This is a genomic window from Pseudovibrio sp. POLY-S9, from assembly GCF_001431305.1.
Taxonomy (GTDB): Bacteria; Pseudomonadota; Alphaproteobacteria; order Rhizobiales; family Stappiaceae; genus Pseudovibrio.
The window spans coordinates 24,362-38,276 of the sequence record NZ_LCWX01000029.1; the positions used below are offsets into that span (position 1 = coordinate 24,362).

Consider the following 13,915-nt stretch of genomic DNA (forward strand, 5'->3'; position numbering starts at 1 on the left):
TCAAAAAAGGATTAGCCCAATGCGTTATCTTTCTAATTTAGGTGAGCGGTATTCTCCTCTGTACTTTTTGTCCGCCGTTGGTGCAGGTGGCTTGGCAATTAGCTTCTTTATGTACCTGATGTGGATGACACCACATAAGGGATCTCCTATCGCTAACTTTGCCTCTTTGACTGAGGCCTTCAACAACGGTTCCATCGCTATGCAGGCGCTGATTGTTGTGGCCGCGGTTGGTATTATCTTCTTCTCAGTTTTGCACTTTCGCTTGCTGTTCTGGAATTTTTCTGAGTACGGAAAGTGGAAACAAACCAAGGTTTTTGAAGGCTTTAAAAATTCCAACGCGGAAAGCCAATTGATGACTATTCCGCTGGCTCTTGCCATGACAGTCAATGTCAGCTTCATCGCGGGTGCGGTATTTGTACCTGGCCTTTGGAGCATTCGCGAAATCCTGTTCCCCTTCTCCCTGCTGGCATTTGCAGCTATCGGAGTGTTGGGCTTCCGCATCTATCTGGACTTCATCTCCCGTGTCCTGACAGAGGGTGGATATGAGTGCGCAAAGAACAACAGCCTTGGCCAAATGATCTCCGTATTCGCATTTGCCATGATTGGCGTTGGCTTCTCTGCTCCGGCAGCTATGAGTCAAACCAAGGTGATTGCGGCAATCGGCATTGCTGGTAGCGCTCTGTTCATCGGCTCAGCGATTGTGATGGGGACAATCAAACTGATCCTCGGCTTCCGTTCTATGATGGAGCACAAAGCTGCGGGCGAAACCACACCAACACTCTGGATCATTATTCCGTTCCTGACCGTAGTTGGCATTGCAATCTACCGCATCAAAATGAGCCTTGCGCATAACTTCGATGCACCGGTAACTGCTGGTGGTATCTATGTTTTCCTGATCAGCCTGTTCGCAATCCAGATCCTGTTTGGTCTGATCGGCTGGGCAGTCATGAAGCGGGTTGGCTACTATGACCGCTGGATTGCTGGTCCGGACAAGTCTCCAGGTTCTTACGCGCTGGTTTGCCCTGGTGTTGCACTGTTCGTCTTCGGTAATTTCGTCATCAATGCAGGCCTTGTGAAGCTCGGTGTTCTTGGCTCCATGTCCATCGCCTACTTCGCGCTGTACGCCCCGCTGATTGTAATCCAGATCGCAACAGTCTGGCTGTTCCTGAAGCTCAACGGAAAGATGCTTTCAGCCTCCAACCAGCTACAGGCTCAACCAGCAGAATAAGAAAAAGGCGGGTGTTTGACCCGCCTTTTCTCATTAAATTTGAGTATCTTGCTCTAAAATCAAATCGGACGTCGCGCCCATGGTCTCGTACCAGCGGGCGCTTCTTTTCGCGCAAAGACTGGCTGCGTGTAGGCAGTGACTTCATTGAGGTTGCCGGACTCCAGATCAGCTCGTAGACGTGGGTTGTCCAGCGCGAAACTGTTGATGCCGACGCGGAGCATGAAGCCGATCTGATCAAGAATGAACGGACCAACCGCACGGATCTCGCCACCGTAGCGCAATCCATCTCTCAGAATGCGGGCAGCAGAGAAACCTCGGCCATCTGCGAAGCTTGGGAAGTCCACTGCAATGAGTTCCAGCGCCTCAAGATGATCAGCCAGCTTTTCCGCCTTTTCACCTGCACGAAGTACAACACCCAAAGTCAGATTTGTCTGCTTAAGCTGTTGTTCTTCTGCCAGAAAACGCTCCAGAGAGAAGATAAACTTCCCCTCGGCTGGCAGGGCTTCATCCTCTGCGATATAGGCCCAGTCATCAGCAACGATCTCGTCGTTCTTGAAGATCTCAGTGGTCTTTTTGAGTTCTGTTGTCATTTGAACCTCAGATGCTTTGGGCTGCGCCGCCCTTGGACGCACTTGAGAAATGAATTCCACATTCAGTTTTGTCCTGACCGCGCCAACGGCCTGAGCGTGGGTCTTCACCCGGAGCAACCTTGTCTGTGCAAGGCATACACCCGATGGAAGGATACCCTTCTGCGACCAGCGGATGTGATGGCAGGCCATTATCCTTTGCGTATTGAAGGACTTCGGCAGCGGTCCAGTTGGCCAGTGGGTTCACTTTGATGCGGCCTTCTTCGACCTCAAAATGCTCCAGACTGGCTCGAGTGTCAGCCTGATGGCGTTTGCGGCCTGAGATCCAAGCTTCGAAACCACCAAGTGCTTTTGCGAGTGGCACCACTTTACGGATGTGGCAGCACGCATCAGTATCAGACGCCCAGAGAGCACCCTTTGGGTCTTTCTCAGCAAGACCTTCTGGTTCAGGCGTGATGACACGCACGTCCAAAAGCCCAAGTTGCTCAACCAGTTCGTCACGATAGCGCTTTGTTTCACCGAACAGTTTGCCGGTGTCGACAAACAGGACCGGTGTACGCACGTCGACCTGAGAGACCATGTGCAGCAGCACGGAGCTGTCCGCGCCGAATGAGGACACCAGAGCGATCTCTCCAGAGAATTGCTCTGTGAGCGCATGCTGCAGGATGTCCTGAGCATCGCGCTCAGAATACATCCGGTTCAGCAGCTTCACCTGTGCCTCCAAAGAGGCCTTATGTGATTGACTATGCTCCATAAAGAGCGCCCTTAAATGGCTGATCACCCAGGCGGCGGTAGGCGTCGATGAAGCTTTCATCCTCATCCAGGCGGTTCGCCAAATAGGTATCGACAACAGTCTCAACGGCATCAGTGATCTCTGCTTCCGGGAAGCCGCGACCGATGATTTTGCCGATGGATGTGTTCTGATCTGCAGAACCACCCAGTGTAATTTGATAGAGCTCTTCGCCTTTGCGGTCTACGCCCAAAATGCCGATGTGGCCGACGTGGTGGTGACCACAGGCGTTGATGCAGCCGGAGATTTTCAGTTTCAGGTCGCCAATTTCATTCTGACGCTTAACCTCTTCAAACCGCTTGGAAATTTCCTGAGCGATTGGGATAGAGCGAGCATTTGCCAGCGCGCAATAGTCCAGACCCGGGCAAGCGATCATGTCGGTGATCAGGCCAGCGTTTGAATCTGCGAGCTCGTTTGCCTTCAGGATCTTGTAGACAGTGGGGACATCTTGCAGCTTCACGTGTGGCAGAACGAGGTTCTGTTCATGTGTGACGCGCAGCTCATCATGTCCAAACCGTTGCGCTACATCAGCAATTACGTCCATCTGATCGGCTGTTGCATCCCCCGGCGCTCCGCCAATTGGCTTCAGCGAGATGGTGACAGATGTGTAACCCTCAGCTTTGTGCGCATGCAGGTTGCGGCTGGAGAACAAGGCCAAATCGCGGTCTTCGCGCTTGGCTGCTTCCAGCTCTGTGCTGATCTTTGGCAGGGCTTCAAAAGATGGTGGTGCGAAGTATTCGTTGATGCGGACCACTTCTTCATTTGGCAGATCGAGAATGCCGTTTTTGGTTGCCTCGAACTCGGCCTCAATATCCTGCTTCAGTTCTTCCAGACCGGTTTCGTGAACCAGAATCTTGATGCGAGCCTTGTACTTATTATCACGACGGCCATAGCGATTGTAGACGCGCAGGATCGCCTCGCTATAGGCCAGCAAGTCATTTTCCGGTAGGAAATCCCGTACCTTACGGCCTACCATCGGCGTACGGCCCAAGCCACCACCGACGAACACCACAAAGCCGATTTCCCCGTCTTCATTGCGGGTCAGCTGCAGGCCAATGTCGTGCACCTGCACGGCAGCGCGGTCCTGTTCAGCGCCTGTGATCGCAATCTTGAACTTGCGTGGCAGGAACAGGAATTCCGGGTGTAGCGAAGACCATTGGCGAAGAATCTCGGCGTAAACGCGTGGGTCTGCGAACTCGTCTGCGGCTGCGCCTGCGAACTGGTCGGAGGTTACATTGCGGATACAGTTGCCAGAGGTCTGGATGGCGTGCATCTCAACGTCAGCAAGTTCATGCAGGATCTGCGGTGTATCAGAGAGCTTTGGCCAGTTGAACTGGACGTTCTGGCGCGTTGTGAAGTGGCCGTAACCTCTGTCGTAAGTCCTTGCGATATGGGCAAGTTTCCGCATCTGGTTTGCATTGAGCGTGCCGTATGGAATTGCGACACGCAGCATGTAAGCGTGCAGCTGCAGGTATAGACCATTCATCAGGCGGAGCGGCTTAAACTCGTCTTCGGTCAGCTCGCCAGACATACGGCGGCGGACCTGATCTTCGAACTGGCTCACGCGCTGATTAACAAAGTCGCGATCAAATTCATCGTAACGGTACATGGAAACTCCTGAATCTAAAAGGACTTAGGCCGAACGCAGATGGCGTTCGGCTTGCTTGCCGAGGTCGAGACGAGTGGTTGGCCCTTGTGCGCGAATGCGCTCTTTCAAGCTCTTAGGCTGCAAATGGCCGTCTTTCAGTTCCAGATCAATCGCGTAGGTGCCGAGAACGTACTGTTTGTCTTCACCGGCTTTCGCGAAATCCAGAGCTGAGGCCATGTCTTCGTCGGTGTTGAGGATCCAGGCGGCCTCAACAAACTCGACCCACTCTCCGTTGTGGCCGAGCCAGACGACATCACCATCGACCAGTCTGTTGGCGGTAATAGTTTTCATCGGGTCTCTCCCTAGGCTGCGACAACAGCCGGTAAACTTGCATATTTAATTGGGCTTAGAGGGAGCGAACGCGACTGATCTGCGTGGGCCACTGCCTTACCAATGATGATAAGTGTGGGTCCGGTGACACTGTCGTGCTGCTCAAAATTACAAAGGTCTTGCAGTGTGCCTGCAAAATTGCGTTCTTTTGTCTGGGCTGCGTTCTCAATCGCCATGACAGGCGTGGATAAGTCCAACCCGGATTTTGCCAGCAAGTTGGCAACTTTTCCTGCAACGGTGCGCCCCATATAGACAGCGGTTGTCGCTCCATTCAGAGCAAGGTCCGCCCAGTCCGGGAGGACATCTCCATGCTGGTTATGCCCTGTAGCAAACACCAGTGAGGAGGCAACCCCGCGTAATGTCAAAGGAATTTGCGCACTGGCGGCCGCGGCAAACGCTGCGGTGACACCGGGTACAATCTCAAAGTCCACATCATGCTCACGCAGCGCGGCGATCTCTTCTCCAGCGCGGCCAAACACCATTGGGTCCCCTGCCTTCAGGCGGACAACCCGTTTGCCGGACTTGGCAGCGGAGACCAATAACTGGTTGATTTGCGTTTGCGTTGAACTGTGCGTTCCTTTGCGTTTTCCTACGCTGATGCGTGTTGCGTCGCGGCGGCCCATGGAAACCACGGCATCCGGTACCAATGCATCATAGAAAATGACATCTGCTTCTTGCAGGACACGCTGCGCGCGCAGGGTCAGCAGGTCTTCTGCGCCCGGGCCAGCGCCCACAAGCCAGACATATCCCCGCTGATCCTGCTCACTGTTCAGCAAGCGATGCGCTTCGGTCAGAGCCTTTTGTGTCTCACCAGCAAAAGTGTTCGCAGCTATAGTCCCTGAAAAAAATTCAGCCCAAAAGCGACGACGCGCACTTCCCGAAGGCATCAGCTTACCAACTGTAGCACGGAAGCTGTCTGCCAACCTTGCGAGTTGACCGGCTTCACGTGGTAACAGGGCTTCAACCTGCGCGCGGATGTGGCGGGCATAAACAGGGCCAACGCCTGTTGAAGTGATCGCCACGGCAACAGGTGCGCGATTGACCATCGCACCGGTGTAAAAATCACAAAGCTCAGGACGGTCCACTGCGTTGACCGGGATGCCTTTCTCACGAGCAGCTTCTACGATCTCACGATCCAGCTCTTCTTCATCAGTGGCAGCAAACACCAGGGCTGCGCCATCCAGATAAGCCGAGTTGAACACACTAAGCATGAAGACGCCGTCCGCGTCTGCCACCGCTTCGGCCAAAGCTGCACTAGGGCGCTCATGGCTGACAACGCGGATGTGCGCTTTGGTTTGCGCCAGAAGCCTCACCTTCGCAGCAGCTTCATCACCACAGCCAACAACAACAACCATTTTGCCTTCAACCTTGTGAAAGGTCGGAAAGACAGCGAGTTTATTGCTCTCGTCCTGCTGTGTGTTGAAGCTCTCTACCAAAGCCATTGCGCTCTCCAAGCGTTTTGGGATCATTGGAAGCGAGTTTACAGAGTAGAGTTCCTCTAAGCTCGGTATGGCATTCCAAAGCTGGATGAGTGCGTAGAAAAGATTTTTTTCATGCGCTCGAACGGAGGAAAGATGCCCTGACTTTAAAAACGGCACTCGTGAAACATCATTCTACATTTACAGCAGATATGACCACATAAGCTCTCAAAATTACCATTACATTTGCTGATTGAGAAAATAAATCTACATACCCCTAACATCCGTTAGAGCAACGAACACCAGAAATGAAAACCTATCAATTTCGACGAACTCGTATTTTAAAGAATCTGGTTCTTCGCGTTTTACAGGTTGCTACCACGCGTTTAATGCGGAGTGCGACATGGATGAAATCAGTTCCAGCTTATCCTGTTAAATCTTCCAAACAGGATCAGACAGCATAGCCAGCCTTGTCTTTTTCCATTTCGCTCAATATCCAGTCTCGGAACAGCTTTATTTTGGGGTTGTTTTTCTGCGTTTCACGGTAAACAAGCCAAACTGGATTTTCAGCCGTGCACTTTAATGGGAAGGGCTGGATAAGCAGGCCATCCCGCAACGCACTTGAATGAAACAACGGTGTCAGAATCGCAACACCATGCCCCGCAATCGCGATATTTCCATCAACAGTTTGCGTGCCCATTTGGGAAACGGGTTGGTTTGAAAAATCGGGATCTTTCACGCCAGCTGCTTCAAACCAGTTTCTCCACCAAGGATCTCCTGTGTCGATAATGGGAAGTTTCAGCAGGTCTTCAGGCTTGTTCACACCGCCAATGCTGTCAGCAAGTCTTGGACTTAACATGGGAGTATACGTAACTTCGGCTAGTTTGTGACAACATAACCCAGGCCATTTTTTAGGGCTGTTTCTGATCCCCATATCAATATCAGAGGATGCAAAATCAACAACACCGCCAGAGGCTTCCAATTGAACAGCAATTTTGGGGTTCGCCATCTGAAACTCTCCGATACGCAACGAGAGCCAGTTCATGGCAAAGGTGGGAACCACACTTAGCTTCAGTGTCCCATCCTGCGTTCCTTGCACCGCCGAAAAGCCAGCACGAATAGACTGAAAAGCCTCACTTGCAACTGCCGCAAGTTGCGCACCTGCATCCGTTAAAACAACTTGTCTTCCTACCCGATTGAACAAGGGTTTCCCGGCACGATCTTCCAGCACTTTTATCTGATAACTCACCGCTGCTTGCGTCATTCCCAGCTCCTCCCCAGCACGGGTGAAGTTGGAATGTCTCGCTGCTGCTTCGAAGGCGCGAAGAGCGTTGAGTGGTGGCAGACTGTTTGGCATCTTTGATAAAATCTCCTTATGCTTTCTTCCCTATATTCGATTGGACTGTAAATGCAACCTCCGGCATTAATTCCCCAACAACAGCAGGAGAAAAAGCATGGCAGACTTCGTCATTGAAACTCAGAAAATCAAAGTATTATCAAATATTTTCAATAGGTTAACTAAAGTATTTAGAGATATTTTCTTTTCAATGAAAAGCAGGAGTGAGCGTTTAGATGCACGTGATCTGCCAACACACTTACAAAAGGATATTGGGGTCAACTTAGAGTCAGAGCCATTTATCAGATGAAGCGACATAAGGTCGTCATATGGTTCTTATCACCCTCTGTTATCTTCTAAATCATCCCAAACTAACAAATTCAAACTAAGAATGCAGGTCCACCTCACCCGCCATAGTGTGCGCTGACGATGACGCGGACTTCTACCATGGCGCCTTCGCGGCGGAGGCCGGCGGCTTCAATGGCGGTCCAGGCTGGGTAGGGTTTGGAGAAGAACTCGAGGCGGATGGAGTCGAACAGCTCGAAGTGATCGCGCAGGCCGATGTGGTAGCTGGTCATCTCAACAACAGCATCCATATCGACGTTGGCTTCACGCAGGATGCATTCGATCTTTTTGAAGGTGTTGCGGAACTGGGCTTCGGGGTCTTCCGGCATCTGGCCGCTCATATCCGCGCCTGTCATGCCACTCAGGAAGATGTGGTTTCCCGAGAAGATAGCTGGTGACATGTTGAGCTGTTCTGAAACGGATTGAAACTCGTGCGGGAGCACTAAACGCTTGACCATGAAATACCTTTCTTGCACGTGCCTTCGGGAGCTTCGAACGAACCGAAGACATGCAAACTATAAAACCGCCCGCAGAACCTAGCAGAGGGCGGTGAAAATCCAAATGATGTTGTCGTGAGACTGGCTTGCTTCTTTTACTTGAAGGCGGAAGGAATAAACTCCACGGCCTTGCAAGGGATGTATTTACCGCGCCGGATCAGATTTCGGGAAGCTGATTTGTAGACGACATCCTTGAGCACCAGATAGGCCGGTAGTTTGGCGTTGGAGCCATAGACCTTCATAATCATATCTGCCCATTTTTTTGCCAGGTCGCTTGGTTTTTCGACGATAGGTACGCCGTTGTGCTTTTCGCCAGTGTATTTGAGGATCAGTTCTTTTTGAACAGCAGGCTTTGAGAGGGCGGCTAACGCACCTGTCAGTGAGGCTTCCTGATCTTTTGTTCTGCCGTCTGCTTCTGTACGGCCCCCTTCCGGTGCTCCGTCGGTCTCTTCTACTTCCTCCTCTTTTTCTTTAACGACGACGTTGTAATGGTTCTTCTTGCCACTTTCGTCAGGCTTGAACTCGATCTCGAACATCATTGCCCAAGGCTGTTTGCTGGCCCATTTCTTGATGTTCTTGAGACTGGTGCCCTTGCTCATTTTTGCGATCACCTGCTGGAGAATGTTTTCCTGCAGGGCGTTGAAGGCTTCATGGGCTTCGCCGAAGCTTTCCAGCATGCCCTCGCCTTTGGAGCTGAGGAATTTCTCCAGTTCCTCTTTATGTGCTTTCAGCTTTTCAGCTTTGCGGGCCTGATCTGCCTTGAGGTCAGCAATGTTATCTGCAAGCTCTGCTAGATCTCCAGCCATGTTTTTGGGTGCTGCGCGAAGCTTTTGGGCCGCCTGAACAGACTCCGAGGTCTCCTTATACGTCACCACATGGACTTTCTTTTCAGGCTTGCCGCGCTTGAGTTTTCCTTTGAGGCCAGAGCGGCTTTCGCGGTACCAGACTTCCTTCACCTCCATATAGTCCGGCAGTTGATCCGATATGTCCTGTCCTTCTTTTTGAGCTGTCAGCAAAATTTTGGCCCATGCCATGGAGGCCTCACTGGGAATGCCCACAAATGGTTTGCCGTCCGGTCCTGTTTCACCAGTCTCGCGGTGAGACATGGAGGCCATCATCTGGCCTGAGCGCAGGCCATTGAAGACCAGCTCCGGTGTGGTTGCGAGCTCGGTTTTGGTTACAGCCTTGTGGGGCATGTCCACGTGGTTATCGACCATCGGGTCGCCGGTGCTTGCCGGTGTTTCCGGTGCTTTTCGTGTTTCTGATGTGATGGAAAAGTTGCGGCCTTCTTTTTTTATGTTGACCTTCACCATCTGGGCCCATGGCTGCGTTTCTGCCCAGGCCAGGCTCTTCTTCATGTTGTTGCTTTTGTCCAGATGAGCCAGCACCATTTCTTCTGCCGTGCGCTGTAAGCCAGAGGTGGCGAAAACAGCTTTGGGCCGCTCATCTGACAATTGCAGGACGGCTGCTTCGACTTCAGCTCCCCGATTAATTGCAGCTTCCACACAGTTGGTGCAATTGAGCGCGAAGGCCATTTGCTTGGAGGTGGCGGTGCCATAGGCGATGGCTTCTTCTTCCAGCTCGGTCAGTCGTTTCTTTTCACGCTCTGACACCGCATTGGCTTTGGCTTCATGCAGGGTCTTCATCATGGTGTCGCCAAAAGCTTTTTCGTGCATCAGCTCTTTGGTTGAAGCCACCAGTTCATTGCCTAACACCTTCATGTTCTGGCTGAAGAACATGATGGTTTCGCGCTGTGCTGTGTCCATCTGGTTGGAGGGAGTATCGCTGGCCTGACGGAGATAGGCTCTGAACTCAGGCGCGGTTGACTGATCCTGAAACACTTCGCGAGTCAATTGACGGGATTGTTTTTTCAGCTCGATTTCGTGCTGCATCAGCACCATTTGCCGAGCTTTATTATCGCTCTCCCCCAGAGTGCCTTTAACCAGTCGATCCCATTTAACGGCCTCCGGGTCCGCATAGGCTGCACCCAACGGGTCTTCATCATAATGGGATTTTTGGGACTGGTAGGAATTGAGGCGCTGGGTGAAGCCTTCGGTGGATTTGATGCCTGCGTCTTTCAAAGCTGCTGAGAGAGGGCGTTTCTTACGTTCCGCAGCCGGTGTGCCTTCAACGATGTAATCTGCGATATCAGGTTCTGTGGTCCACTCTGGTGTGTCTTCGTCCACTTGCGAGCCAATCGCCGCGCTTGCCTCAGAGGTTTTGCTGGTGACGCTTGCGGAGCGTTTCTTCCGGCCACCGCCAACGAGATCATGGAACTTCCAGTTCATCTCTGAATAGACTTTTTTCAGCCAATCATCGTACTTGGGGGCTGACTCTTGTCCTGGCATCGACACACCTCTCCTAACCTTGCGTCAGACAAGAGGTTTACCACGATCACATTGGTGTGATGATGCTGGTTTGAGGGCTTAGTTAGCGATTGGTGAGCTGCAAGGCCACAATGCAAAAGAAAAGCCCCGGCGGACCGGGGCTCTGATACTCATCTGTCTGGTTTTGCTAAGCTTACTTGAGGCGCTGCATCACAGACACATAGTTGGCAACGGCTGCGCCGCCCATGTTGAAGATGCCGCCGAGCTCTGCGCCGTCCACTTGAATGCCGCCAGCTTCGCCTACCAGCTGCATGGATGTGAGCACGTGCATGGACACGCCAGTCGCGCCAATTGGGTGGCCTTTGGCTTTCAGCCCACCAGATGGGTTGACCGGCAGTTTGCCGTCCTTCTGGGTCCAGCCTTCCAGAATGGCCCTTGCGCCCTGACCTTCTGGCACCAGCCCCATGGCTTCATATTCGATCAGTTCTGCGATGGTGAAGCAGTCGTGGGTTTCAACAAAGGACAGGTCCTCAACGGTGATGTTGGCCATGGAGAGCGCGCGCTTCCAAGCTTCCGTACAGCCTTCAAACTTGAGGATGTCGCGCTTGGACATTGGCAGGAAGTCCTGTGCATGCCCCATGCCGCGGAAGGCGACGGCTTTTTTGGCAGAGAGCGCTGTGGTGGTGTCTGTGAGAACAATGGCTGCTGCACCGTCAGATACGAGTGAGCAGTCGGTGCGCTTCAGCGGGCCAGCCACGAACGGGTTCTTCTCGCTCTCATTGAGGCAGAACTCGACGCCGAGATCCTTGCGCATCTGCGCATATGGGTTTTCGACGCCGTTCTTGTGGTTCTTCGCAGCGATGTGGGCCAGCGCTTCGCTCTGGTCGCCGTGCTTTTGGAAATACATGCCTGCGATTTTGCCGAAGACACCAGCGAAACCAGCCGGGGTATCGCCATCTTCTGGCAGGTAAGAGGCTTTGAGCAGGTTTGCTCCGATTTCGCGACCCGGCGTGGTGGTCATCTGCTCAACACCAACGACGAGCACGAACTTGGCGTCGCCTGCCTTGATGGATTTGACGCCCTGATGCACGGCAGCTGAGCCCGTCGCACATGCATTTTCTACGCGGATGGTTGGCTTGAAGCGCAGCTTGTCATCTGCCTGAAGCACGAGGCTTGCTGTAAAATCCTGCTTGGAAAAACCTGCATTGAAGTGACCCAGAACGATCTCATCAATGTCTTCAGCGGCGAGACCGGCATCGGCAATCGCTTGCTTGGCAACCTTTGTGACAAGAGTCTCTACGGTTTCATCTGCCAGTTTGCCAAACGGTGTGTGTGCCCAACCAATAATTGCGGCCATTTTCTTCTCCCAAAGAAATTAAAGTGGGTGCCGAAAGTCTCGCCTCAAACCCGGCTCTCAAATGCGCGCAAATCGTTTCACCCCTGCGCGCGAGATGCAATCATACGGAAGTTGTAGTGAACGGGGCTATCCGAGGGACTTTATGCTAGGTTTTGTCGATCTGGCAGTCCTTTTCACCCAAGCTGAGTGATGGGTATTGGTCTGGCTTCTCCGCATAAGCAGGGTTTGACTGGCGGTGCGCGGCGACTTTCTCAGTCATCTCCCCTTATTTGATATTGATGGGTTTCTATTGGGTGAAAACAGTCCTTCATATTGGACGAATTTCGGAATGTGTAGGGGGGAGTAAACTCTAGATTATTGCGGATAATCCAAGAGTTTGAGGCCCGATATCTCCACCCAGAGCAAAATCATCGACATTGCAGCAAAGCGGGCCCAGCAAGGAAAGCCAACCGCTAATGAGCGATCTGATGAGGCCCGCATTCCGATGTCTGTTTTCATCATCGCGAAGAATGAGGAAGACCGGATCGGGCAGACGATTGCCAGCTGCATTCACTGGGCTGATGAGGTCATCGTGATTGACAGCGGGTCTACGGACCAAACCGTTACCGTTGCCCAGCGCATGGGCGCCCGTGTGCTGCACAACGACTGGAACGGGTACGGCTTGCAAAAGCGGTTTGGCGAGGACCAGTGCCGGAATGACTGGATCCTGAACATTGATGCCGACGAGGTGGTCACACCTGCACTGCGCGATGAGATAGTGAGCCTGTTCCAGACCTCTGTTCTTGCGCAGAACGATTTTTGGGAGGTGGACATCTGCGATGTGTGGCCTCACGAAACGACCGCTGCAAAACACGCTTACTCTCATAAGCAAATCCGGCTTTACCGCAGGAGTGTAGGCCGTTTTTCTGCCAGCTCGGTGCATGACACGGTTCGTCCGCCCAGCGATGCCAAGATAGGCATGCTGAAGGGGCATATGGACCACCGCAGCATTCCCAGCGTTGCCTTCCACTTTGAGAAGATGAACCGCTATTCCACCATGCAAGTGCATGAGATGCGTGGACGGGGCCGCAGGATGCCGAGGTCACGGCTGCTCTATGAGTTTCCCGCAGCCTTTCTGAAGGGCTATCTGGTGCGCGGGTACTGCCGATATGGCTGGTGGGGTTTGATTGCCTCCACCAACTATGCGGTTGGGCGATATCTGCGGGTCGCGAAATCCATTGAAGCAGATCTTCTGGAACAGACCCATTCATCTCAGAGGGGGGCGACTGCTGCACGGCAGGATAAGACCTGACCCAGCCTTCCACCCGATGTTCCTGATTTTTCAAAGAAACGACGCAACACAACAAACGCTTAGCTTCCTTCGCAGCCTGAGCTGGAAGGCAAAAAGAGCTTAAGCAGATAGGTGGCTTATTCAATGGCTGAAAAGCAACAGCAGGATCCCGCCCCTCTTGTCAGCGTGTTGATCCCTGCACGCAATGCCGCAAACACGCTTGGAGAGACGCTGAGCAGCCTGTTGGCACAAAGCTTCACAGACTTTGCTGTTGTGTTGGTGGATGATGCCTCCACCGATGAAACCCGGGAAATTGCGGAGCATTTTGCAGGCCATTTTCCGAAGGGCCGGTTTCAGATCCTTGAAGGTCCTGGGCAGGGTATCTCGAATGCGCTTAATACCGGGCTTGCGGTGATTGAGAGTCCCTTGGTTGCCCGCCTTGATGCGGATGATCTGTCAGAGTCGCTTCGGCTGGAGCGGCAGGTTCGGATAATGAACCGGAACCCTGACTGGCAGTTGTGCGGAACAGAAGTTTCCGTGATTGATGAGGCCGGGCAGATCATAGACCAGATGGAGTGCCCGAAAAGCTCGGTTGAGATCCGCAAGCGCCTCTTTGAGAAGTGCTGTTTGTACCACCCGACCATTATGTTTCGCCGTGATGCTGTGTTGGCCCTTGGCGGTTATCGACCGCATTTTGATGGAGCGGAGGACTACGACCTTTATCTGCGCCTGCTGGAATATGGGAAGATTGGTGCCCTCAACGAGCGGCTCGTGCGGTATCG

The 13,915-nt window shown here is 52.7% G+C and carries 13 protein-coding genes; 4 read left to right on the top strand and 9 right to left on the bottom strand.

From position 1 onward, the window contains the following. Nucleotides 1–19 precede the first annotated feature (19 nt). A complete protein-coding gene (locus PPL9_RS01505; RefSeq protein ID WP_057460986.1) occupies nucleotides 20–1,228 on the top strand; it encodes a hypothetical protein in 1,209 nt (402 codons plus the stop codon). A 59-nt stretch (nucleotides 1,229–1,287) separates the two neighbouring features. Here PPL9_RS01505 and PPL9_RS01510 read toward each other — a convergent pair whose 3' ends face one another. The 6 genes from PPL9_RS01510 to PPL9_RS01535 all read right to left on the bottom strand — a co-directional run bounded on the left by PPL9_RS01510 (nucleotide 1,288) and on the right by PPL9_RS01535 (nucleotide 7,358). Further along, a complete protein-coding gene (locus PPL9_RS01510) occupies nucleotides 1,288–1,818 on the bottom strand; it encodes a DUF934 domain-containing protein (protein ID WP_057460987.1) in 531 nt (176 codons plus the stop codon). Between the two features lie 7 nt (nucleotides 1,819–1,825). Further along, complete coding sequence (locus PPL9_RS01515) at nucleotides 1,826–2,509, bottom strand: phosphoadenylyl-sulfate reductase (RefSeq protein WP_244273331.1); 684 nt, start codon at nucleotides 2,507–2,509, stop codon at nucleotides 1,826–1,828. A gap of 49 nt (nucleotides 2,510–2,558) precedes the next feature. Next, complete coding sequence (locus PPL9_RS01520; protein WP_057460989.1) at nucleotides 2,559–4,214, bottom strand: nitrite/sulfite reductase; 1,656 nt, start codon at nucleotides 4,212–4,214, stop codon at nucleotides 2,559–2,561. A 24-nt stretch (nucleotides 4,215–4,238) separates the two neighbouring features. After that, on the bottom strand, nucleotides 4,239–4,544 hold the full coding sequence (locus PPL9_RS01525) for a DUF2849 domain-containing protein (RefSeq protein WP_057460990.1): 306 nt from the start codon (nucleotides 4,542–4,544) through the stop codon (nucleotides 4,239–4,241). A gap of 11 nt (nucleotides 4,545–4,555) precedes the next feature. After that, on the bottom strand, nucleotides 4,556–6,025 hold the full coding sequence (cysG, locus tag PPL9_RS01530; RefSeq protein WP_208989099.1) for a siroheme synthase CysG: 1,470 nt from the start codon (nucleotides 6,023–6,025) through the stop codon (nucleotides 4,556–4,558). 427 nt (nucleotides 6,026–6,452) lie between these two features. Further along, entirely contained in the window at nucleotides 6,453–7,358 is a 906-nt protein-coding gene (locus PPL9_RS01535; protein WP_057460992.1) for a LysR substrate-binding domain-containing protein, read from the bottom strand. A gap of 97 nt (nucleotides 7,359–7,455) precedes the next feature. Here PPL9_RS01535 and PPL9_RS01540 point away from each other — a divergent pair, with 97 nt between their 5' ends. Then, nucleotides 7,456–7,647, top strand: a complete 192-nt coding sequence (locus PPL9_RS01540) for a hypothetical protein (protein WP_057460993.1) — start codon at nucleotides 7,456–7,458, stop codon at nucleotides 7,645–7,647. Nucleotides 7,648–7,741: 94 nt separating this feature from the next. On the opposite strand, the gene PPL9_RS01545 is transcribed toward PPL9_RS01540, so the two are convergent. The 3 genes from PPL9_RS01545 to PPL9_RS01555 form a co-directional block, all read right to left on the bottom strand. Next, nucleotides 7,742–8,140 (bottom strand): RidA family protein, encoded by a 399-nt coding sequence (locus PPL9_RS01545; RefSeq protein ID WP_057460994.1) that lies wholly within the window; start codon nucleotides 8,138–8,140, stop codon nucleotides 7,742–7,744. A 134-nt stretch (nucleotides 8,141–8,274) separates the two neighbouring features. Continuing rightward, nucleotides 8,275–10,527, bottom strand: coding sequence for a hypothetical protein (locus tag PPL9_RS01550; RefSeq protein ID WP_057460995.1), 2,253 nt, complete (start codon nucleotides 10,525–10,527; stop codon nucleotides 8,275–8,277). Nucleotides 10,528–10,699: 172 nt separating this feature from the next. Beyond that, the gene (locus PPL9_RS01555; RefSeq protein ID WP_057460996.1) at nucleotides 10,700–11,863 is read right to left on the bottom strand and encodes an acetyl-CoA acetyltransferase; all 1,164 of its coding nucleotides are present in this window, start codon (nucleotides 11,861–11,863) and stop codon (nucleotides 10,700–10,702) included. A gap of 376 nt (nucleotides 11,864–12,239) precedes the next feature. Between PPL9_RS01555 and PPL9_RS01560 the strand changes: the two genes are divergently transcribed. Both PPL9_RS01560 and PPL9_RS32920 read left to right on the top strand, forming a co-directional pair. Beyond that, on the top strand, nucleotides 12,240–13,154 hold the full coding sequence (locus PPL9_RS01560) for a glycosyltransferase family 2 protein (protein WP_057460997.1): 915 nt from the start codon (nucleotides 12,240–12,242) through the stop codon (nucleotides 13,152–13,154). Nucleotides 13,155–13,277: 123 nt separating this feature from the next. Beyond that, nucleotides 13,278–13,915: glycosyltransferase (locus tag PPL9_RS32920; RefSeq protein ID WP_208989100.1), on the top strand; the 638-nt coding region annotated here is incomplete at its 3' end.

Excerpts from the sequence above, each read along its gene's own strand:
- PPL9_RS01505 (WP_057460986.1), top strand. The coding sequence starts at position 20 with ATGCGTTATCTTTCTAATTTAGGTGAGCGGTATTCTCCTCTGTACTTT.
- PPL9_RS01510 (WP_057460987.1), bottom strand. The coding sequence starts at position 1,818 with ATGACAACAGAACTCAAAAAGACCACTGAGATCTTCAAGAACGACGAG.
- PPL9_RS01515 (WP_244273331.1), bottom strand. The coding sequence starts at position 2,509 with ATGTATTCTGAGCGCGATGCTCAGGACATCCTGCAGCATGCGCTCACA.
- PPL9_RS01520 (WP_057460989.1), bottom strand. The coding sequence starts at position 4,214 with ATGTACCGTTACGATGAATTTGATCGCGACTTTGTTAATCAGCGCGTG.
- PPL9_RS01525 (WP_057460990.1), bottom strand. The coding sequence starts at position 4,544 with ATGAAAACTATTACCGCCAACAGACTGGTCGATGGTGATGTCGTCTGG.
- cysG (WP_208989099.1), bottom strand. The coding sequence starts at position 6,025 with ATGGCTTTGGTAGAGAGCTTCAACACACAGCAGGACGAGAGCAATAAA.
- PPL9_RS01535 (WP_057460992.1), bottom strand. The coding sequence starts at position 7,358 with ATGCCAAACAGTCTGCCACCACTCAACGCTCTTCGCGCCTTCGAAGCA.
- PPL9_RS01540 (WP_057460993.1), top strand. The coding sequence starts at position 7,456 with ATGGCAGACTTCGTCATTGAAACTCAGAAAATCAAAGTATTATCAAAT.
- PPL9_RS01545 (WP_057460994.1), bottom strand. The coding sequence starts at position 8,140 with ATGGTCAAGCGTTTAGTGCTCCCGCACGAGTTTCAATCCGTTTCAGAA.
- PPL9_RS01550 (WP_057460995.1), bottom strand. The coding sequence starts at position 10,527 with ATGCCAGGACAAGAGTCAGCCCCCAAGTACGATGATTGGCTGAAAAAA.
- PPL9_RS01555 (WP_057460996.1), bottom strand. The coding sequence starts at position 11,863 with ATGGCCGCAATTATTGGTTGGGCACACACACCGTTTGGCAAACTGGCA.